The sequence below is a fragment of the Acinetobacter sp. GG2 genome, from assembly GCF_000292385.1.
GTDB lineage: Bacteria > Pseudomonadota > Gammaproteobacteria > Pseudomonadales > Moraxellaceae > Acinetobacter > Acinetobacter seifertii.
Genome location: NZ_ALOW01000032.1, coordinates 24421 through 45636, shown reverse-complemented (window position 1 = coordinate 45636; position 21216 = coordinate 24421). Strand labels below are relative to the sequence as shown.

The 21216-nt window shown below is 37.7% G+C and carries 18 protein-coding genes; 14 read left to right on the top strand and 4 right to left on the bottom strand.

The genetic code is table 11. The features are described from left to right. Positions 1–183 precede the first annotated feature (183 nt). Positions 184–1065 carry a LysR family transcriptional regulator gene (locus B554_RS0108280; protein ID WP_019457702.1) on the bottom strand — a complete coding sequence of 294 codons (882 nt, stop codon included), beginning with the start codon at positions 1063–1065 and terminating at the stop codon, positions 184–186. 96 nt (positions 1066–1161) lie between these two features. Between B554_RS0108280 and B554_RS0108275 the strand changes: the two genes are divergently transcribed. The 4 genes from B554_RS0108275 (at position 1162) to B554_RS19225 (ending at position 3577) form a co-directional block, all read left to right on the top strand. Then, positions 1162–2340, top strand: coding sequence for a YbfB/YjiJ family MFS transporter (locus B554_RS0108275; protein ID WP_019457701.1), 1179 nt, complete (start codon positions 1162–1164; stop codon positions 2338–2340). Beyond that, complete coding sequence (locus B554_RS18605) at positions 2337–2462, top strand: hypothetical protein (protein WP_019457700.1); 126 nt, start codon at positions 2337–2339, stop codon at positions 2460–2462. Before B554_RS0108275 ends, B554_RS18605 begins: the two co-directional genes overlap by 4 nt. Before the next feature lie 214 nt (positions 2463–2676). After that, positions 2677–3072, top strand: coding sequence for a hypothetical protein (locus B554_RS0108265; protein WP_004700063.1), 396 nt, complete (start codon positions 2677–2679; stop codon positions 3070–3072). A 376-nt stretch (positions 3073–3448) separates the two neighbouring features. Continuing rightward, on the top strand, positions 3449–3577 hold the full coding sequence (locus tag B554_RS19225) for a hypothetical protein (protein WP_263440612.1): 129 nt from the start codon (positions 3449–3451) through the stop codon (positions 3575–3577). A gap of 91 nt (positions 3578–3668) precedes the next feature. On the opposite strand, the gene icd is transcribed toward B554_RS19225, so the two are convergent. Then, the gene (gene icd / locus B554_RS0108260; protein ID WP_019457699.1) at positions 3669–4925 is read right to left on the bottom strand and encodes an NADP-dependent isocitrate dehydrogenase; all 1257 of its coding nucleotides are present in this window, start codon (positions 4923–4925) and stop codon (positions 3669–3671) included. Positions 4926–5125: 200 nt separating this feature from the next. Here icd and B554_RS0108255 point away from each other — a divergent pair, with 200 nt between their 5' ends. After that, on the top strand, positions 5126–5914 hold the full coding sequence (locus tag B554_RS0108255; protein ID WP_019457698.1) for an rRNA large subunit pseudouridine synthase E: 789 nt from the start codon (positions 5126–5128) through the stop codon (positions 5912–5914). A 120-nt stretch (positions 5915–6034) separates the two neighbouring features. Here the strand turns inward: B554_RS0108255 and B554_RS0108250 are convergent, their stop codons facing one another. Next, positions 6035–8272: an NADP-dependent isocitrate dehydrogenase gene (locus tag B554_RS0108250; protein WP_019457697.1), complete on the bottom strand. Its 2238-nt coding sequence runs from the start codon at positions 8270–8272 to the stop codon at positions 6035–6037. A gap of 400 nt (positions 8273–8672) precedes the next feature. Next, positions 8673–10376, bottom strand: a complete 1704-nt coding sequence (locus B554_RS0108245) for a M61 family metallopeptidase (protein ID WP_019457696.1) — start codon at positions 10374–10376, stop codon at positions 8673–8675. Between the two features lie 171 nt (positions 10377–10547). On the opposite strand from B554_RS0108245, the gene B554_RS0108240 reads away from it, so the two are divergent. The 9 genes from B554_RS0108240 to B554_RS0108200 all read left to right on the top strand — a co-directional run bounded on the left by B554_RS0108240 (position 10548) and on the right by B554_RS0108200 (position 21211). Beyond that, on the top strand, positions 10548–11867 hold the full coding sequence (locus B554_RS0108240) for a D-alanyl-D-alanine carboxypeptidase PBP6B (RefSeq protein WP_019457695.1): 1320 nt from the start codon (positions 10548–10550) through the stop codon (positions 11865–11867). A gap of 98 nt (positions 11868–11965) precedes the next feature. After that, entirely contained in the window at positions 11966–13252 is a 1287-nt protein-coding gene (locus B554_RS0108235) for an NAD(P)/FAD-dependent oxidoreductase (protein WP_019457694.1), read from the top strand. Between the two features lie 135 nt (positions 13253–13387). Continuing rightward, positions 13388–13870: an FKBP-type peptidyl-prolyl cis-trans isomerase gene (locus B554_RS0108230; protein WP_004700040.1), complete on the top strand. Its 483-nt coding sequence runs from the start codon at positions 13388–13390 to the stop codon at positions 13868–13870. A 102-nt stretch (positions 13871–13972) separates the two neighbouring features. Further along, entirely contained in the window at positions 13973–15415 is a 1443-nt protein-coding gene (gene phrB, locus B554_RS0108225) for a deoxyribodipyrimidine photo-lyase (protein WP_019457693.1), read from the top strand. A 194-nt stretch (positions 15416–15609) separates the two neighbouring features. Further along, positions 15610–16350: a hypothetical protein gene (locus B554_RS0108220; protein ID WP_019457692.1), complete on the top strand. Its 741-nt coding sequence runs from the start codon at positions 15610–15612 to the stop codon at positions 16348–16350. Beyond that, positions 16350–17246, top strand: a complete 897-nt coding sequence (locus B554_RS0108215) for a hypothetical protein (RefSeq protein WP_019457691.1) — start codon at positions 16350–16352, stop codon at positions 17244–17246. The genes B554_RS0108220 and B554_RS0108215 overlap by 1 nt, the downstream gene beginning before the upstream one ends. After that, positions 17233–18483, top strand: coding sequence for a glycosyltransferase family 2 protein (locus B554_RS0108210; protein ID WP_019457690.1), 1251 nt, complete (start codon positions 17233–17235; stop codon positions 18481–18483). The genes B554_RS0108215 and B554_RS0108210 overlap by 14 nt, the downstream gene beginning before the upstream one ends. After that, positions 18484–20328 (top strand): hypothetical protein, encoded by a 1845-nt coding sequence (locus B554_RS0108205; protein ID WP_019457689.1) that lies wholly within the window; start codon positions 18484–18486, stop codon positions 20326–20328. It abuts the gene before it with no gap. Next, positions 20306–21211: a hypothetical protein gene (locus tag B554_RS0108200; RefSeq protein ID WP_019457688.1), complete on the top strand. Its 906-nt coding sequence runs from the start codon at positions 20306–20308 to the stop codon at positions 21209–21211. Before B554_RS0108205 ends, B554_RS0108200 begins: the two co-directional genes overlap by 23 nt. The last annotated feature ends 5 nt before the right edge of the window (positions 21212–21216 follow it).

Sequence of the window (21216 nt, the reverse complement as noted above, 5' to 3'; positions counted from 1 at the left end):
ATTATTGCTTGTGTCATCTTTTAAGGGGCATATTTGACCATAGCCGGCCTATATAAACTACCCTTTTCCACAATTTTCTAGCATGCAGATCATTGCCGATCTGGATGAGAATATAAAATGACTTTTAAATACATATATATCACTTTTAGGGCATAAGCTAAGTAGGACATTTATGTATTAAAATTAAGCACATTTCTGTATAAACTGTTGCTCAATAAAACCAATAAATTGCTTTAAATTGCTCCCCCATGTATCAGGAGGCTGAGCAACGACATAAGTGGTAAAGTGTGCAGATTCAGTATTAATTTCAAAACAGCTTAACGACAATTTATCAGCCACTTTAGTCAAATATGACTTTGGCAATAGCGCAAAGCCGACACCTAACTCCACACAACTGACAATACCGTCTAGACTGCCCATTTCCATAATTTGTGAAGGCGGCACACTATGGTCATTTAAAAACAGCTCAATTGCATGGCGGTAGGAACACCCTTGTCGAAATGCAATAAATCTGGTCTTTGTAAGCGTGGCAATGTTAGGAAACTCGGTTTGCTGTTTAGGGCAGACCAAAACCAATTGTTCCTGCCATATTGGATAGCTATATAACTCAGGAATCACATATTTCGAGGCAACAAAAGCGCAATCAAGCTCACCTTGCTGTACAGCGTTAATCAAATATCCTGTTGGGTGAGTTTGAAGCTCAATCGGCAAATTGGGATATTGCTGCATACACTGATTCAGCAATTGAGGAAGTCGTATGGCCGCTGTGGTTTCCATACTGCCTAAACGGATGGTTTCGTTCGGATCAATATCACTGTCTTGAAAGATTTTTTTCGCTTTATTGTGCAGCGCGATCATTTGAACAGCATAGCTATGCAACTGCTGCCCTGCATTGGTTAATGTCACGGGATTATGGCGATTTAATAAAACCACTCCTAACTCTTCTTCAAGCTTTTTCACATGACTGGTGATATTCGATTGAACCGTATACATTTTTTGTGCAGCCAGTGAAAAACTTCCACTCTCTGCAACCGCTAAAAAAAACTCTAGAGACTTAAGCAACATATCTCTATCTCAAAATAAGATAATTATTATCATATTAAATCATTTTTAAAGATTATCAAACTCGCTTTTAATAATAAAAAAATTGAGTGATTTCTCATGACTACGCTTTATCGAATGAGTCTGCTTGTATTTTTAGCAACTTGCTTGGGTATTGGTGTTTTTAGATTTTCCTACACTGCCCTCATGCCAATCATGATTGTGCAATACGGATGGACACATGACTTCGCAAGCTTCTTAGGCAGTGCAAATTTGCTGGGCTATTTGCTAGGTGCCTTGTTGGCGTTGTTTAGTATTAAAGAAAAATCTATTCCCATACTCATTGTAAGTTCGGCAGTTGTGGGCAGTTTAAGTCTACTCTGCTGTGCCTTCATACACATGCCATTGGTTTGGTTCGTGTTCTGGCGCACCATTTCAGGAATTGCAGGCAGCCTACTCATGATTTTGGCACCGAGCTTTGCCATGAAAAATATTGCAATGAGTCAAAGGCTCAAAGTCAATTTCTTAGGGTTTAGCGGCATTGGTGTAGGCGTGTTATATGCCACTATTATTATTCCCTTACTTAAAAATATGCCCGTTCAATATGTCTGGAGCATTTTTGCAGCGCTCTCTATTTTTGGCAGTTTGGTACTTTTCCAATTACTCAAACATCAACCACAGCAGTCTGTTCAAACAACTAGCCAAATCCCTCAAAGCATCAAACATTCACGCTTGGGAGTGGTCATTATTATTGCCTATATGTGCAGTGCTTTTGCCTATATTCCGCACTCTTTGTTTTGGATGGATTACTTATCGGGAACCTTGCATTTTCCATTGCAACAGCGAAATTTGTTTTGGGTGCTGTATGGCATCGGAAGCTGTATAGGCGCTTTTGTGGCGTACTGTTTAAGCCGCTTCACCGGATATTTACAAGCAATTAAATGGCTTTATGGCATTTACTGCATAGCCGTTGCATTACCGTTCTTTTCGCATGCCATCTCTTTACTTGCGTTGTCTTCATTCCTTACAGGTTTGCTCACGCCTGCCACCGTGTTTATTAGCTCCTATAGCCTTTTACAAATTTATGAGCAGCGTTATCAAAAACTCTGGAGCCTTGCCACGATTGGCTTTGCCAGTACCCAGCTTTTAGGTGGCGTGGTTATAAGCACCTTACATCATTTGCACTGGTCGTATGCCCACCTCTTTTTAATGAGTGGCATTGTTTTGCTATTCGCTTTAATCCTTTTAGTTCGCACCCGTTCTTCCATACCTATCACTCTCGGAGAAACCAAATCATGAAAACTCTGCTCTTTCCTTTATTTCTAGTTGCTTTCGTTCTTATTATTCAAGCCCTAGACCAGAGTTATCAAAAGAAAATCGGTGCACCCAAAACGGCAAAACACCATGAGTTTATGCAATAAAAAAAGCCCCGACTAATAAGGGGCTTGTCAATTTTTTCAAAATGAAAATTGACGATTAAATCTGTGTCGGAAAAAAAGTATCGTTTACATTTCTTGATTATTTACAAAGCAGCTTTATTGACAAAAAATGTCATATTTTGTCAATGTAGAGTGTTTTCCTCTCATCTATATTTATTCAAAATTTATAATTTTAATACTTAAAATAGAGTAAGACATGAGCAATAACAATTATATTGATGAGCTTTTGAAGCTCTTAGCGATGTTCGCTTTTATCTGCGTTTCATTATTAGCATTTAAATGTCGAACTATATTTGCACTGGACATCACAACATCCTATGAAGTCTCTGTAAAGATTATTATTTATATTGCCACAGCGGCTACTCTTGGCTTTTTAACACGCGATCATATTGAGTTTACAACACAATTTTTAATTGCTATTCCATTTGCATACTTTTGGCTATCGCCTGTTCTTGACTATAAAGCCATTCAAACCATCCCAGAGGTTCCATTTTACCTCTCTGGCCATGGTCAAATTTTAGGATTATTCCTCGTCATTATCTTCTGCTTTGCGCTATGGGTATTTAAAGAAACAAGCTCAAATTCGCATTAGTCTTAAAAAGTCTGAATAACGATTTTTCGTGATTTTTATAAAGTTAAAAATGGTCACTGAAATATATATTTTTATAATATATATTTTAAATAAATTACTTTATATCAATTAAAACTTAAAAATGTTAAATGTATCAAGCCCAGCAAATGCTGTTGTAGTAACTATTATTTCAATAATTGCTACATTTAGCCTTCTTATATGGAAGTTTAATGTTTATGTTGGTATAGATGTCTATACCAGTGGAGAAGTACTTTTCAAAACTCTGTTATATGTAATGGTAATAGGGCTATTTAGTTACTATTTCCGCTTTACCATTAAAATGAGTAACACGGTAATCTTTTCATTACCGCTGTTTTTCTTTTGCATTAGACCTATTTTGAACTATAAACTTACGCACAGTATTGGACAAGTTCCCCTCTACGCAACTCATTATGGTCAGGGTGGAATATTGTTAAGTTTAACTGTACTGACTTGTATGCTTTGGGCTTATACCGCTAACTCATAGCTTATTATTTGTATTAACTTCAATACTATAAAAAACTATAATACTCACAGAGTAATAAAAAAGCCCTCATTAAGGGCTTCTTTATGACAGTCTAATCTTCCATATGACGAATAATTGCCTCACCAAATTCAGAACAACGCAACAAGGTTGCTCCCGGCATTAAACGTTCAAAATCGTAAGTCACCGTTTTTGCTGAAATCGCTCCTGAAATACCTTTAATAATCAGGTCTGCCGCTTCCGTCCATCCCATATCTCGAAGCATCATTTCAGCAGAAAGAATAATTGAACCAGGGTTTACTTTATCTTGCCCAGCATATTTAGGTGCTGTGCCATGAGTTGCCTCATATACGGCAATTGCACCCCCGATATTTGCTCCCGGAGCAATTCCTATACCTCCTACTTCTGCTGCTAATGCATCAGAAATATAGTCACCATTTAAATTAAGGGTTGCTATCACTGAGTAGTCGGCAGGACGCATCAAAATTTGCTGTAAGAAAGCGTCCGCAATCACATCTTTAATTATGATATCTTTACCATTTTTAGGATTTTTAATTTTAACCCATGGACCACCATCTATGAGTTCACCACCAAAACGATCTAAAGCTAACTCATAACCCCATTCTTTAAATGCACCTTCGGTATATTTCATAATATTACCTTTATGAACAAGGGTTACCGATGGTTTGTCATTATCTATAGCAAACTGAATGGCTTTACGAACTAAACGTTGCGATCCTTCTTTAGATACTGGCTTGATTCCGATGCCGCATCCTTCTGGAAAGCGAATTTTTGTGACGCCCATTTCTTCTTGAAGGAACTTAATCACTTTTTTGGCTTCTTCAGAATCAGCTTTCCATTCAATACCCGCATAAATATCTTCCGAGTTTTCACGGAAAATCACCATGTCGGTTAGTTCAGGATGCTGAACAGGTGAAGGAACGCCTTCAAACCAACGTACAGGGCGTACACACACGTACAAGTCTAATTCTTGGCGTAATGCCACATTAAGTGAGCGAATACCGCCACCAACTGGAGTAGTTAATGGGCCTTTAATTGAAACGACAAATTCACGCAGAGCTTCAAAAGTTTCTTCTGGCATATAACTGCCATAAATTTTATTAGCCTTTTCACCGCAATAGACTTCCATCCACTCAATGGAACGTTTACCGCCATAGGCTTTTAAGACAGCCGCATCAACAACTGTTTTCATGGTCGGTGTAATATCTACACCAATACCATCACCCTCAATAAATGGAATAATTGGATGATTTGGTACATTCAGTGATAGGTCTGATTTTACTTTAATTTTATCACCGTCGGCAGGAACCACGATCTTCTGATAACCCATTGTGTAGATTCTCCCTTTTATAATATTTAACTAACCAAACAAAAATAATTATCGATAAACAATACTTTCAACTTTTATTAACGCATAATAGCTTAATCGAATTTAACCCTTTTTGAGATTTATGTGGGAAATAAGCAAATTTCACACTTAAATATAGCTCAATGTTTTTACCGCTTATTTGAAAGAAGAAGTCATTTTTTATGAAAATCGTCATTCTTAACAAACCTTATGACGTGCTCTCCCAATTTCGTAAAGACGAAGCGCACATGACGGTCTCTGACTTTATAGATGACCCGACTTTACGCATAGCAGGTCGTCTTGATATGGACTCTGAGGGTTTAGTTTTTTTAACCGATCATGGTGGTTTGAATCAGTTCATTACCAACCCTGCGAATAAAAAATACAAAACGTATTTAGTTCAAGTTGATGGCGATGTAACCGAAGAAGCGCTTGAGCAACTTCGTAAAGGTGTAGAGCTTAATGATGGTATGACTTTACCAGCTAAAGCGATTAAGGTAAGTGAACCTGAATGGTTATGGGACCGTGACCCTCCTGTACGTTACCGTGCCAACATTCCAACCTCTTGGATTGAAATCTCTATTTGTGAAGGTCGTAACCGCCAAGTTCGCCGCATGACCTCTGCGGTAGGTTTCCCAACTTTACGTCTCATTCGTACTAAAATTGGTTCAATTGATTTAGTTCAATTAGGACTAGAACCGGGTGAGACCAAAGAAATTGAACCTCTACTCTACCCTGACTTTAAAGATGTGCCAGCAGAACAACCTTATCGTTCACGTTCTTATGTGAAAAAACCGGGTGGTACAGGTGGTAAACCAATGGTTCGTAAGAACAAAGATGGTTCTGTTAAAAAGTCTGGTACAAAACGTATTTGGCAAATGGATGAAAGTGAGAAACCACGTCGTAAGACCAATGGTACAACTCGCCCAAATACCAAAGCTCCACGTGGTCGTGGCCGTAGTGGTCGATAAAACATTTACGTTTTAAAGCTCACTTAGGTGGGCTTTTTTTAATGCCATTTATTTTTATAAAAAAATAAAAAAAGCCGATGTATAAACACCGGCTTTTAAGCTATTCACATGAGTTAGTAATTAAGCACCAACACTTGCAAGAGCAGCATTAAATGTAGCGCTTGGACGCATTACAGCATTTACTTTCGCTGGATCAATTGCGTAATAACCACCGATATCGGCTGCTTTACCTTGTACTTGAGCAAGCTCAGCAACAATCTTCGGCTCTTCTTCAGCTAAAGTTTTTGCAAGTGAAGTAAACTTCGCTTTTAACTCAGCATCTTCGTTCTGTGCAGCAAGTGCTTCTGCCCAGTAAAGTGATAAGTAGAAATGGCTACCACGGTTGTCAAGCTCGCCTGTACGACGTGATGGAGACTTGTCGTTGTCAAGCAATTTACCAGTCGCTTCATCAAGTGTCTTAGCAAGCAACTTCGCACGAGCATTATTCTCTTTAACACCCATCTCTTCTAAAGAAGCTGCTAAAGCAAGGAACTCACCAAGCGAATCCCAACGTAAGTGGTTTTCTTCAACAAGTTGTTGTACGTGTTTAGGTGCTGAACCGCCTGCACCAGTTTCGTACATGCCACCACCCGCCATAAGCGGAACGATAGACAACATCTTCGCAGAAGTACCAAGTTCCATAATTGGGAACAAATCTGTTAAGTAGTCACGTAAAATGTTACCAGTCACAGAAATTGTATCTAAGCCACGAACTACGCGCTCAAGTGTGTAACGCATAGCACGTACTTGAGACATGATTTGGATATCAAGACCAGTCGTATCGTGATCTTTTAAGTACTTTTGTACTTTCTTGATCAATTCGTTTTCGTGTGGACGGTATGGGTCAAGCCAGAAGATCGCAGGCATGCCTGAGTTACGTGCACGAGTTACTGCAAGTTTTACCCAGTCACGAATCGGAGCATCTTTCACCTGACACATACGCCAGATATCGCCTTCTTCAACATTTTGAGTCAATAACACTTCACCAGTGTCAAGATCGGTAATGTTTGCGATACCAGCTTCAGCAATTTCAAAAGTCTTGTCATGAGAACCGTATTCTTCAGCTTTTTGAGCCATCAAACCAACGTTTGGTACTGTACCCATAGTCTTCGGATCGAAGTTACCATGCCATTTACAGAAATTGATCATTTCTTGGTAAATACGCGCAAATGTTGATTCAGGCATTACTGCTTTAGCATCGTATTGCTTACCATCAGCACCCCACATTTTACCACCAGCACGGATCATTGCAGGCATAGAAGCATCTACAATGATGTCGTTAGGTGAATGGAAGTTTGTGATGCCTTTTGCTGAGTCAACCATTGCAAGTGCAGGACGGTGTTCTTGGCAAGCATGTAAGTCTTCGATGATTTCTTCACGTAATGACGTTGGAAGCGTTTCGATTTTCTCGTATAACCCAGCCATACCGTTATTAACGTTAATACCTAATTCGTCAAATAACTTACCGTGTTTTTCAAAAGCTTCTTTGTAGTAGATTTTCACACAGTGACCGAACACGATCGGGTGTGAAACTTTCATCATTGTCGCTTTTACGTGTAAAGAGAATAAAATTCCTGCTTCTTTACAATCATCAAGTTCTTTTTCATAGAAATCACAAAGTGCTTTCTTGCTCATGAACATTGAGTCGATGATTTCGCCTTCTTGAAGCGCAACTTTTGGCTTAAGAACAATGCTCTTACCACTGTTTGTGATAAGTTCCATTTTTACATTACGTGCACGGTCAAGTGTCATTGACTTTTCACCGTGGTAGAAGTCACCTTCTTCCATGTGTGAAACGTGAGTTTGTGACCACTGTTTCCACTCGCTCATTGAGTGAGGGTGTTTCTTAGCGTAATTTTTAACGGCAGCAGGAGCACGACGGTCAGAGTTACCCTCACGAAGAACTGGGTTTACTGCTGAACCTAGGCATTTGCCATAACGAGCTTTAATAGTTTTTTCTTCTTCAGTCGCTGGGTTTTCCGGATAGTCAGGAATTGCAAAACCTTTAGATTGAAGTTCTTTAATACATGCTGTCAATTGCGCAACAGAGGCACTAATATTTGGGAGTTTAATAATGTTAGTATCTGGATCTTGTGTAAGACGACCTAGCTCAGCAAGGTTGTCGGATACCTTTTGCTCTTCACTTAGGTAGTCAGCGAATTCTGCGAGCACACGTGCAGCTACAGAGATGTCACTTTTAACAATCTCGATACCTGCTGGCTTAGTAAAGGTCTCAATGATCGGCAGTAGCGAATAAGTCGCCAATAATGGCGCCTCGTCAGTCAGTGTGTAAATGATAGTTGACTTTTCACCAGCCATATATAGCCCCTTCCGTTGAATTGAGTTTTGAGGACCGAGCTTTTGGCCCAGTGCCTACGAACCGATATGCTTAAATAAAACCCTGAGAGTATCGACTCTCATTGGCTTCCAGTCAACGAAATATCCAGTGATAACGACATTTCGCAGCGAAATAATACATAATTTAAATCTATTGATAATAATCTTATACCTAACTTATGGTAATACATCTAGGTTTACCAACTTTTAAGGTATAGATCAGTCTTAAATTACATGAGATATCTTTCAGAGTTCTGACAAATATTATACTTTTCATTCAAAATAAACTCAAAGATAACACCTATTTCAATTTTTAAAATCTACTAAAAAGTAAAAACCGATGTACGAAACATCGGTTTTTTATAAACTATTTAACTGTTATTCAGGCTTTTAACCATTTATCAGCTTTTGTTTGATCTTCAATAATAAGTTCAACTTCAGTTAAGTTTATACTTTCACCTGTAACTTCAAACGACAACAACTCATCACGGCGGAAAGCCAAGACTTGATAATTACCCTTTTGCTTAGCATATTTCTCAATAAGTTTTGTGGTCGCTTTTAATCCATCAATTGCGATAATGACATCATTGGCAGAAATACCTGCTTTTGCCCCAGCTCCTTCACGTTGAGCATTTTGTACCAATACACCTTCAGGTTTATCGGTTAGCTTTAAACCATAAGCCAAAGTCTTATCGTTTTTAAACGTATAACTTAAACCAAACTCAGGGAATAACTGATCTAGCGGTAACTCTTCAGTCGTGTTAATCAAATGATTGATTTGCTCAACCCAACTATCACCTGTTAACTCTTCACACAAATCAAAAACAGTACGTTCATTAACCTGAATACCGTTTTGGGTGTTTTCATACAAACGACGCATTAAGGCATCAAGACTAGAACCACGTAAACGCAAGCCTAAATCTAAACATAGGGCAACTAATGCGCCTTTGTTGTAATAGCTGGTGCCCGCATTATTCGTGTTTTCATCTGGACGATAAAACTTAATCCATGCATCAAAACTTGATTCAGCTACTGTTTGAACAAAGCGACCCGGATTTTGTAAATAACGATCAAGCTGTGACTTCAACAAATCTAGATAAGACTTTTGAGAGATCACACCACTACGTAATAAAATGAGGTCATCATAATATGAAGTGAAACCTTCAAAAATCCACAGTAGCGAGGTATAGCCTTCTTTATGAAGATTATAGTTTGCAAAATTTTCTGGGCGGATAAACTTCACCAACCAAGAATGAAAATACTCGTGGCTACACAAACCTAAGAAACGTTGATAGTCTTTCGAAGGTTCAGTTGGTTCATTCGATTTTGGTAAATCATCACGTGGTGTAATCAAACTTGTGCTGTTGCAATGCTCTAAGCCACCATAACTATTCCCTGTTGCCATCGTCATAAAGGTATAGTTTTTAAATGGCGCTGAACCAAACATTTCAATTTCAGCTGCACAGATTTTTTCAATGTCCGCTTTTAAACGGTCCACATTGGTACTGTGCTGTCCTGAAATTGCAAATTCATGTGCAATTCCGTGCGCTTCGAAACTAAAACGTGTTTGATCAGCCAGTTCAAATGGACTATCAATCAGTTGATCATAATGATCAGCTTTTAAGGTAAAACGTCCCTTAACTAAGCTTTTTGAAGCTAAGCCAGTTGCTAATTGAAAGTGTTTTAATTCATCAGGCAAAAAGATTTCTAATTCACAAGCAGATTGCTCTTGTCCATCTAAACCTAAGCATACACAGGCTGGGTTAATATATAGACGTGTTTGATCTACATAAGCACCACGTACTGATAAATCGTATGCATAGACATCATATTCAACAGTAATTAACTCATGATCGGTGTTAAATAAACGCCAGCGATTTTTTTCAGTTTTTTTAATATTGAGCATGCGTCCAGCTTCATCGTAAGCTTTTACAGCTTCAATATGCTTAGAAAATTCACGAATTAAATAACTGCCCGGAATCCACGTTGGTAACCATAGTTCCTGATTTGGATTCGCTAAAAAACGAATTGTTACGTGAACAAGGTGCTGTTTGTAATCATCGAACTCTATTTGATAATGCAACATAAATTCTTCAATTTAAAATAAGAACGGTTTCACCTTAGATTATCACTTTTTTGTATCGACTTGCGTAGATGTATTTTTTGGCAACAATTCAGACTAGCCTTCTACAAAAAAAAGGCATAGCATGCTGGGCATCTGTGTTCCGTATTTGCCAGTAAACGTCAAGGTCACCTAGTGAAATTCTTCCTATCTCTTTTTACACTGTTTAGTATTTTCTGTACTACTCTTACCAATGCTGCCCTTCTTAATATTGCTCCTGAGAGCGTCGAGGCCGCTGCATGGACAATTGTAGATACTCAATCTGGTCAAGTCATTTCTGAACATAATAGTCATGTGCAACGTGCACCAGCATCTTTAACCAAAATGATGGTTGCTTATATTGCATTAAAAGAGATTAAGGCTGGAAAATTAAAGCTAGATCAAGTTATTACTGCGACACCAGTAGTTAGCGTGGTTCAGTGGGATGAATCACAAATGTACCTTAAAGCAGGTGAGCAAATTTCAGTTGATCAGCTTTTGGCAGGTTTAATTGTGATGTCGGCAAATGATGCTGCGGTGACTTTGGCAGAAAAAATTTCTGGTGATGTGCCTCATTTTGTACAACGCATGAACCAAGAAGCTCAAGCTTTAGGCATGAAAGACACGCATTTTAGTAACCCTGCCGGGATTACAATGCCTGATCATTACACGACAGCACATGATTTAAGCTTATTAAGTCAGGCAGTGATTCACCAAACACCTGAATATTTACGTTATTCAAAAATGCCAAGCTTTAGCTACAATCAACGTTTTCACCATGCGACCAACCTTGCTTTGAAATATGATCCATCTGTAGATGGTTTAAAAACTGGCTATACCAAAGCAGCGGGTTATAACTTGGCTCTCACAGCTTCGCGTCCTTCATTTTCACCAAACTTACCGCAAAGACGTTTACTGGTTATTGTTTTAGGTACACCAAGTGCCGTAAAACGCGCTGAAATTGCCGATAAGTTAATGAATCTTGCGTATGCGTATACACGTGATGAAGTGGTTATTCCAGAGCAAAAACTAATTGCTGAGCTACCTGTGATTAAATCAACTTTAAAAATGTTTAAAGTAGAAACTAAGCAGCCAACCATTGTCACGACTTCTTTATATGCTGAGCCAGCAGCTATCGATTTAAATACGTTTGATTATGCTACACAGCGTATTCAAGTTCTTGATAGTAACAAGCAGCCTAAAACTATTGCTCCACTTGAAACCACTCAAACACGTGTAAATATTGAGTTAAATGAGCAAAAGTTAACTGCACCGTTAATGAAAGCGATGAACTTGGCAACAGTTTCAATTTATCAAAATAATCAACTGATTCGCAGCTTACAAATTGAAAATGATGTGCATATTGAAGAAGCGAACATTTTCCAAAGAATCATGATGTGGTTCTCTAATCTTTTCTCTATTTTTTCATCGAGTAACCATAGTGCAGCAAAACTCTACCCTGTAGATTCGCACTAAAAACATCAAATTGTGCACAGAGGCACAATAAATTTTATAAATAAAAGATGGCATAATTTAGCCATCTTTTTTTATAGAAAAATAATTAGGTGATAAAAATGGCCCAAAGTTTACATCATATTGTCATTGTCGGTGGTGGCGCAGGTGGTTTAGAACTTGCCACACAACTCGGTGAAACCTTTGGGAAAAGTGGTAAAGCCAAAATTACATTAGTCGACCAAAATTTGACTCATATCTGGAAGCCTCTACTTCATGAAATTGCGGCGGGTTCCTTAAACCCTCACGAAGAACAAACCAATTATTTTGCACATGCAGAAAAACATCATTACGAATTTATATTAGGAACACTTGTTGCAATTGATAAAGAGAAAAAAATAATAGATTTAGTCCCTCCTCAAGTATCTAAAGAGCAGAACACCCAAGTTCAAAAACTCAGTTATGACACGCTTATTTTAGCGCTTGGTTCAATATCCAATGACTTTAATACAACGGGTGTACGTGAAAATTGTCATTTTCTAGACAGTAGAAATCAAGCTGATATTTTCCAACAAGATCTTTTGCATTTGTACATTGAAGCACAAAATCAACCTAGCCAACGTACACTCAATATTGGAATTGTTGGTGCAGGTGCAACGGGTGTAGAACTTGCTGCAGAGCTTATAGAAACCACTAAAAACTTTTACCGATATGGTTTGAAAAAAATCCACCCTAATCAAGTCAAAATCACACTGATTGAAGCTTCCGAACGTATTTTACCTGCTTTAAGTGAGAAAACAGCTGAGCATAGTGCAAAACAGCTCCAAAAAATGGGTATCCAAATTTTAACTCGACATCGCGTTGAAAAAATTGATAAGCATTGCATCTATTTCAGTAACGGTAATGAACTCAAAAGTGATATTACGGTATGGGCAGCTGGCGTAAAAGCACCGAAAGTTCTTGAAAGTTTTACCGATTTTGAACGTGACAACATTAACCGTTTAATGGTCTATGCTACGCTGCAGACTTATTCTGACCCAAATGTATTCGCTTTTGGTGATTGTGCACACTGCCAACTTGATGCACGAAACCCTCCTCTTGGACCACGCGCTCAAGTTGCCAGTCAACAAGCAAGCTTTTTAGTTAATGCTATGGCAGCCAGACTGAATGGCCGTTCACAGCCGATGTTCACTTTTAATGACAAAGGTTCACTTGTGTCTTTAAGTCGTAATAAAGCCGTTGGAGAATTACTTGGGGATGTCAGTGTACAAGGATATATTGCTAAAACAATGTACGTATCTTTATACCGTTTACATCAAGCAACAATTCACGGATACACTAAAGCTGGACTACTCACAGTGAAAGATTTACTTACAAGACGAGTACGACCAAAAATTAAGCTGTATTGAGTTGAATTTTTTGAGTTCATCCCTATATAGGTAAAAACGCATTAGAAAAAGTGTTAAAGATTGAGATTTTGTAGTCTACAAAATTTATTTTTCACTTTATGATGTACGCTTTAATTGATTGAATGGATCAAAAACATGACTGCAATTGCAAATAACCACGTGGTTTCATTCCACTATAAATTAACAAACGCTGAGGGTGAAACACTTGATCAATCTCAAGGTGAACCACTTGCCTATTTGCACGGTGCAGGCAATATCATTCCTGGTTTAGAAAATGCATTAACTGGTAAAACTGTTGGTGATAAATTCACTGTAAACGTACCAGCTGCTGAAGGTTATGGCGAATACAACCCAGACCTAGTACAAGAAGTTCCAGCTCAAATGTTCCAAGGTGTTGATAACATTCAACCTGGTATGCAATTCCAAGCTCAAACTGATGACGGCGTTCAAATCGTTACAGTTAAAGCGGTTGAAGGCGACAACGTTGTTGTTGATGCTAACTTCCCACTTGCTGGCCAAGACTTAACTTTTGAAGTTGAAATCGTAGAAATCCGTGAAGCATCTGCTGAAGAGCTTGATCACGGTCATGTACACGGTGCTGGTGGTCACCACCACTAATTCATCTTTAACAAGATGATCAAAAGCAAAGCTTCGGCTTTGCTTTTTTTATGCATTTATTTTATATAATATTCAGTGAGTTAATTTATTATTGGACTATGCATGTCAAATGCTTATCAATTGATTTGGTTCCGACAAGATTTACGAGTGCGCGATCATGCAGCTTTATGGCATGCTTGCCAACAAGGTAATTCAATTGCATTAGTCATCTTATCGCCAGACCAGTGGAAACAGCACGACGATGCTCCAATAAAAATTAGTTTTTATTTAAGACAACTCAAAAAACTTCAAGAAGAATTGGCAGCTCTTCACATCCCTCTGGTTATTCAGGTCATCCCTTATTGGAAAGATATTGCAAAATCTATTTCTGACTTTAGTAAGAAATATAATATTGAAAATGTTTATGCCAATATTGAGGTAGGAGTAAATGAACTAAAAAGAGATAAAACTGTACAAGACATTTTAAATAAAGACAGTAAAGAACTTTTTTTATTTCATGACCGCACGATTTTTCCTCTGCGTTCAATTCGCAATAAATCAGAACAACCTTATCAAGTTTTTAGTGCCTTTAAAAAAGTGTGCTACTCAAAATTAGATACTAGTGGTTTACCTCAATGTTATCCTTTACCCAATAAACAAACTAAAGTTCCAACCGATTTATTAGAAGAGAAAAATACAAACTTAGCTGAAATTGAAAAGCTATTCTGTTCATCCATTACAACAGAACAGCAAGATTTATGGCCTGTTGGTGAGTCATATGCATTAGAACAACTAGATCATTTTATTGAAGACTCGGTATCTCACTATAAAGTCGAGCGAGATTTTCCCCACATAACAGGTACAAGTAAACTTTCGCCTTATTTAAATATTGGCATTTTATCTATACGTCAGTGTTTACAAGCATTATTCCGCAGTCAACATGGTAACTTTCATTTAACCAATGAAGGTCAGCAAACATGGTTAGATGAACTTATTTGGCGAGAGTTTTACCAACATATTTTATTTGACTTTCCTTATGTGTCTAAACATATTCCATTTAAAAAGGACACTCAAAAAATTCAATGGAATCATAACCCAGAACACCTAACTGCATGGCAAACTGGTCAAACGGGTATTCCTATAGTTGATGCCGGAATGCGCCAGCTTTTACAAACCGGCTGGATGCATAATCGAGTACGTATGATTACTGCTATGTTCTTATGTAAAAACTTACTGATCGATTGGCGTATTGGTGAGCAATGGTTTATGCAACATTTAATTGATGGAGACCTAGCTGCAAACAATGGTGGATGGCAATGGTGTGCTTCAACTGGAACAGATGCTGTACCCTATTTCCGAATTTTTAACCCGATTAGCCAATCACAAAAATTTGATCCGAATGGTGACTATATTCGCACATGGGTAAAAGAATTAGCTCATCTGGACAACAAATCTATTCATGATCCTTATTCAGCCAATAAGTCTCTTCGGTTGAATTATCCAAAACCGATTGTAGATTTAAAAGAAACGCGTCTCAAAGCAATTGAAACATTCAAGCGTATTTAGTTAACAATTACGTCTTATATGTTTGCTTTTGATTAAAAAATAATAACGGGATTTGACTATAAAGGGACTTTCAACTACAAATAAACAGTATAGATACTTAAAAAGGACATAAACAACAACAACTTCCAAAATCACGACCTTTCATTATAAAAGTATAAAAAAATTAACATTACAAAAAAGGTAGCATAAACCATATGCAACAAAAGAACCCAGGTAGAACACTCGTCTTATGGATTATTGCAGCTCATCTATTCATGGGAATGATTGCATATGAGTGGCTGCCTGTAAGTTTTAGAGGAAGCTGGATTTTTATTCTAATTCTTTTAGTTTCCGGTGCTTTTTTAGAAGTTGGTTTATCACTAATTGTGGGTTTACTCGCTTTTATTGGCGTATCTGTTTATTTTCTCCTTGACCTTGGAGCGCAAACGCATATTGAACGTCAGCTTCTTTTACTTTTTATTATTCCTCTTATTCCAGTTTTTTTAAGTGCCGTACGCCATAATATTGAAATTAACGTTCAGAAATATCGCGATATTCAAAGTTATGACCGAAATTATCGACGAGATATTTTCCCTTTAAGCGCTTTAAAATATTTTCAGCGTAGTTTTTTTAAGCTACTCGATCATCATAATGTTCAAGATTATGAAGTCTTCGTCATTAGTATTCTTAATCGTAGTCTAATCAAAGAAATGTTAGGAGATGATGTCTGGAAAACCACTCAAAATGAAATGATTACGATTTTGAGCCAACATCAGCCGAATGAAATTGTTTTCCAATTTGCTGATGATGATTTAGAGAACATATACAGCATTGTCATTCGTCAGCAAAAAACTGACGAAGAGCCTGACTTTATTAAAAAGTTAAGAGAAATTATGACACTGCGTCTTGAGGTTGAATATAAAGTTATTGTTATTCCACCTGAGGAGATGAACTAATGTCTACTCTTCTTAATATTTGTGGAATTGTGATCGCATCGAGCCAATATCCAGACGCCACTTTACAACAGTTCTATCGGCAATATTATCATTGTGAAATTAAAGCTGAACAAATAAAAACTGAAGTACAAACTCCAGAAGATCTTTCGATGTTCTTCCCTTATCAAGATACGTGGTGGCCTGTATTTACTCTTGACCAGATCAGTTCTGAAAGTTTTCAAAAGTTTATTCATAATGGAGTTCGACCCGGCATTATATTGCCAGATGAGGTTTTTGGTTTCCCTCACTATTTCTTGTTAAAAGAAGCAGTAAGCCAAGGCGCTATTCCAATCGTACTATTTAAAACTGAACAACCTCAGTATTTTGCTGCGAAGGCCACATTTTCAACAGCAATTGGTTTACGACCAATGGCTGCGTTTGTGAATACAGGATGGGATGAAAATTTAATTTCGCAGCCAGCGGGTAGTTATATTATTCAGTTAAATTCGGCAAACTTACCAATACCATCCAGAGAAATTAAACAAGGTAAACATTTATTTTATTCGGCCAAAAACTTTAACGGCCATATTTCAGGTTATGAAATTATCATTAATCCTTCGACCGATTTACCACTTTCCAATATTCGCTATCCACAACTCGGTATTTCGTGGAAATTTAATAATATTGATTATGTAAGCACACCTGAACATGTCAGTACAAATCTTATCGGTTATATATTTATTGGTTTAAGTGTAGTCGTTGTTCCTCTAGATCTGATTTTAACAACAACTTATCCAGATCTTCTCGGTACATTTGGTAGTTATATTTCATGGATCTCCTTAGTAGTAGGATTAATTCTATTATTGCTACTCATCTCTTCTATTATTAGGAGGGTCCGTACAAATGGCTCCAATTGATATTCTGTTTTTATTTGGCTTTTTAGGTATTTGGATTCCACAAGCATTTTGGGCGTGGCTAAGCTATCAAGCGTGGAAATATTCAAAAACAGCTGAAAAAGAACTACAAAATCTACCTATCCCCGAGAGATGGCCAGTCTTAAGCATTTTAATTCCCGCCTACAACGAAGGCGTAGTGATTGAAGATACTTTACATGCAATTGCTCAACAGGATTATCCAGCCGAAGCTTATGAAGTTCTACTAATTAATGATGGATCTAAAGATAACACGCTTGAAATTGCAGAAAACCTCGCAAAAATTTATCCATGCATAAAAATTGTTAATGTTCCAAAAGGTATGGGGGGTAAAGGGAAATCAAGAACCCTTAATAACGGGCTTCCTCATGCTAAAGGTGAATTAATTGTTGTTTATGATGCCGATAGTACTCCTGAACCCGATTGCGTTCGATTACTCGCACAAACCCTACTTGCAGACAAGAAACTAGTCGCTGTAAATGGCAAAGTAAGAACCCGTAACTGGCAAGATAGTATTTTGACGCGCTTTATTGCGATTGAGTTCATCTTTTTCCAATGGATCTTTCAAGGTGGACGTTGGCAACGTTTTGAGTTATCAACATTGATGGGCACTAACTACGTCATCTGGCGTGATGCCTTAGAAACCTTAGGTGGTTTTGATGAAAAGTCGCTAGTGGATGACACAGAAATGAGTTTCCGAATTTTTATCGGACAAAAACGAATTAAATGGGTTCCTTATGCAATTGGTTGGCAGCAAGATCCGCCTTCGTTAAGTGTATTCGTTAAACAGCGTTCACGTTGGACTCAAGGTAATTTTTATGTGACACGTAAATATTTACCAGTAGCGCTCAGAACACCATTCCCTATCGGAATTGAAATTCTGAATAACATCATGTGCTATATCCTTTTCGTACCAGCTCTGTTCTGGAGTCATATTACGTTAACGCTTGGTTTACTTGATATTGCAGGTATTTCAGTTCCGGGACCATTTACCCTCTTGTGGGGCCTTTCATTTTGCCTATATGTAGCGCAAATGTGGTTTACGCTTTCTCTAGAAAAGGTTAAACCAGAGCTCTATTTTTATTCAGTTTTATCTTATGTAAGTTACTCACAAATATTTTTATTTATTGTATTTAAAGCCGCATTCGACATGCTAAAAAATAAAATACAAGGTAATTCACTTCAGTGGTACAAAACAGAAAGAAGCAAGGAGAAAAAATAAATGAAAAAGACTTTTAAACTTTATCCACTCATACAAGCACTCCTTGCTAGCAGTTGCCTTATGTTAGCTGTGCCAGCTCATACCAACACATGGACTTTAGACGATATTAGTACATCAACTAAATATACCGTTGAGCCTCACTTTTTCTATATTGGAAAAGGTGCAGAGTGGCAGAACATTCAGTTTTCCAGTGACTATTCCACTGAAAGTGACACAACATTACTCGTAAAATATGACGATAAGCTCATCTACAACACCACCTTAAATGGGAGTGGACAATTTAAATTTGATATTCCAGCCAGCAAGACTGGTTTTCATCGCTTAGATTTGATTATTCAGCAATATTCTAAACCAACCTCTTTAAATCAAGCCAAAGATACATTCTGTACTGAAGATATCGATCATTTGACATATTTAAGTAATTCTCAACTCGACTTTACATCTATTCGAAATGTTTATCGCTTAAAAGATTTACCTGATGCTTTGTTTAACCCCCAAGCGAAGAGACCCACTCCTTTTGTCGGTATCTTGAAATACAACCGCAAGGAGATTACCGAAGCCTCTATGCTTGCTCGACTAGCAACTTCTTGGAGCTCTGTCACTCCTATTGAATGGATCGATTCTGGACAAACCAATTTAAACCCTGAAACCAAGTTTGTTATTGAAATAATAAAATCGACACCTCCACTTAAAAATGGAGCCTTTGTACAAATTTCAAAACCGACAGATGGTGCTCCTACCCTCTCTATCACTTATCACACACCACAAGAACTTACTGCTGCTATTAATGGATTAATTAATCCAGCTTATGTACAGCAGCTTGATACAGGCAGTGCAATTTTCCCAACTACAATTTCTCCACCAGCTTGGGCTCAATTCAAGAAAATTGATACGCTTGCAGACTTAGGTATTGAAGATTTCCGCTTAAATCACGCTGAAAAAAATTTGTTTCTCGATTTTCCAGCAGTATGGCAACCTACTGACATCCTACAAGGACAAATTGCCCTTCGTATTCAAAGCGGCCTATTACAGGGTTCAAATATTACGGCATGGCTAGATGGTGGTCTTGCAGGTAGTATGAAAACTGCAGATCTTGCCTCTGACCCAGTTAATCGACAATTCAACATTTTTGCAAAGTCTATTTCTAATACAACCAACTTTAGCTTGAAGCTTGAAAACTCGGTCATTGCCAACTCTCAATGTCTGCCCACTGCTCATGGTTCACTTTGGGTCGATACAGCCAAATCGACTGTCAAGCTTCCACACAAACTTAAAAATGGGGTGGCAGCCCTTTCCATGACATTAGCAACCAAACCAATAATTGCAATTGATGATCAATCTGGTGCATTAAATATTGCGGTTACATTAGGGCAAGTCGCTAAAAAAATGTTACTTACTGATGCTCCAATTCCACTGAATCTAGTACGTTTTTCTCCCAATGCTCCACAAGCAGTTAATGTGATTGTGAATAAACAGATTTATCAACAACAAGTCTCAATGCATCAAAACATTATTTATGCGCCAGCAGCAGCAAACGGTTTTATTGTGAGTTATAACAATAATCGCTTTGATGTCATTACTGACTCTGAAAATGGTGCACAAACTTTCATGCATCTATGGGGAACCATTCAACATAAAATTCCAAATAATGTGACCAAAATGTTGGTTTCAGAAAACGGCAATATCTATGTTCTCCAAAAATTAATTGTAGGTAATCAAAAAGCTCCATTAGTTCAACAATCTTCATTCTTTTTATTGGTTGTGATTATCTCTGCAATTATGATAATAGTGATCTTCTTGTGGTATTGGTTACGACGTAATAATGAGAAAACAGATACCAATTAAAATAACTGCTTTTATTATTTTAATTATATGTAGTGTAGTGGCTTATGCGGGGTTGTTCAAAAATCATGGACAACCCCCAGTCATCGAAGGAATTTTTTGGCAACCAGATAACAATACCACTCCTCCAAAAGGAAACTGGCATTATTTAGGAGTCAACACTTTTGTTCCCCAGTGGTCAGTCGTTGAATCTAAATCGTGGTGGACAAACTCCAACCTCCCACAATGGGAAAAAGCCATTGATATACAGAAAATTAAGCAACAACCTTGGGCTAAAAATCTCATATTAGGTTTAGCTGGTGAATATAATGAACCAGCAGCACGTGTAAATGTTGTTGCTTTAGGAGAAAAATCTGCACAAATTATTCAAGAACAAAATGATGCATCTTTAAAAGGTTACTATTTTCCAGTCGAAGCTGATCCAACTTGGTTAAGGGTAAGCACACTAGGTCATGTTCTAGAAAAACTGCCAGCACCTATTTGGGTGAGCATTTATAGTGGTGAAAGAGAACCTGAAAATTATAATTTATGGGTTAAAAGTTGGCTACCTAGCCAAGCTGGTGTCTTTTTCCAAGATGGTGTAGGTGTCGGCGTAAGAACCCCTCAACAAGCCAGACGTATTTTAGACCAACTTGAACAAACTCTTGGAAAAAATAAAACTGTTATTGTACTAGAAGCATTTCGCACCAAAAAAAATGGACAATTCCGAGCAGCCTATCCTTGGGAAATTATTTCTCAGATTAAAGCATATGAAGGCAAAACAATTTATATCTTTGATGGTCCTCACTATATGGGACGCTGGTCGGTTTATATCGTCGGTTTATGGTATCGCCTGACTTATGGCAGCATTCCTGCCACCATAAGTGAATCAGAAAATTCAAAATAAATACT

What these genes read in the sequence shown, in the direction of transcription:
- icd (WP_019457699.1), bottom strand. Translation starts at nt 4,925, where the DNA reads ATGGGTTATCAGAAGATCGTGGTTCCTGCCGACGGTGATAAAATTAAA.
- B554_RS0108220 (WP_019457692.1), top strand. Translation starts at nt 15,610, where the DNA reads ATGCAACAAAAGAACCCAGGTAGAACACTCGTCTTATGGATTATTGCA.
- B554_RS0108245 (WP_019457696.1), bottom strand. Translation starts at nt 10,376, where the DNA reads ATGTTGCATTATCAAATAGAGTTCGATGATTACAAACAGCACCTTGTT.
- B554_RS0108255 (WP_019457698.1), top strand. Translation starts at nt 5,126, where the DNA reads ATGAAAATCGTCATTCTTAACAAACCTTATGACGTGCTCTCCCAATTT.
- B554_RS0108250 (WP_019457697.1), bottom strand. Translation starts at nt 8,272, where the DNA reads ATGGCTGGTGAAAAGTCAACTATCATTTACACACTGACTGACGAGGCG.
- B554_RS18605 (WP_019457700.1), top strand. Translation starts at nt 2,337, where the DNA reads ATGAAAACTCTGCTCTTTCCTTTATTTCTAGTTGCTTTCGTTCTTATT.
- B554_RS0108200 (WP_019457688.1), top strand. Translation starts at nt 20,306, where the DNA reads ATGAGAAAACAGATACCAATTAAAATAACTGCTTTTATTATTTTAATT.
- phrB (WP_019457693.1), top strand. Translation starts at nt 13,973, where the DNA reads ATGTCAAATGCTTATCAATTGATTTGGTTCCGACAAGATTTACGAGTG.
- B554_RS0108280 (WP_019457702.1), bottom strand. Translation starts at nt 1,065, where the DNA reads ATGTTGCTTAAGTCTCTAGAGTTTTTTTTAGCGGTTGCAGAGAGTGGA.
- B554_RS0108230 (WP_004700040.1), top strand. Translation starts at nt 13,388, where the DNA reads ATGACTGCAATTGCAAATAACCACGTGGTTTCATTCCACTATAAATTA.
- B554_RS0108215 (WP_019457691.1), top strand. Translation starts at nt 16,350, where the DNA reads ATGTCTACTCTTCTTAATATTTGTGGAATTGTGATCGCATCGAGCCAA.
- B554_RS0108275 (WP_019457701.1), top strand. Translation starts at nt 1,162, where the DNA reads ATGACTACGCTTTATCGAATGAGTCTGCTTGTATTTTTAGCAACTTGC.
- B554_RS0108205 (WP_019457689.1), top strand. Translation starts at nt 18,484, where the DNA reads ATGAAAAAGACTTTTAAACTTTATCCACTCATACAAGCACTCCTTGCT.
- B554_RS0108235 (WP_019457694.1), top strand. Translation starts at nt 11,966, where the DNA reads ATGGCCCAAAGTTTACATCATATTGTCATTGTCGGTGGTGGCGCAGGT.
- B554_RS0108265 (WP_004700063.1), top strand. Translation starts at nt 2,677, where the DNA reads ATGAGCAATAACAATTATATTGATGAGCTTTTGAAGCTCTTAGCGATG.
- B554_RS0108210 (WP_019457690.1), top strand. Translation starts at nt 17,233, where the DNA reads ATGGCTCCAATTGATATTCTGTTTTTATTTGGCTTTTTAGGTATTTGG.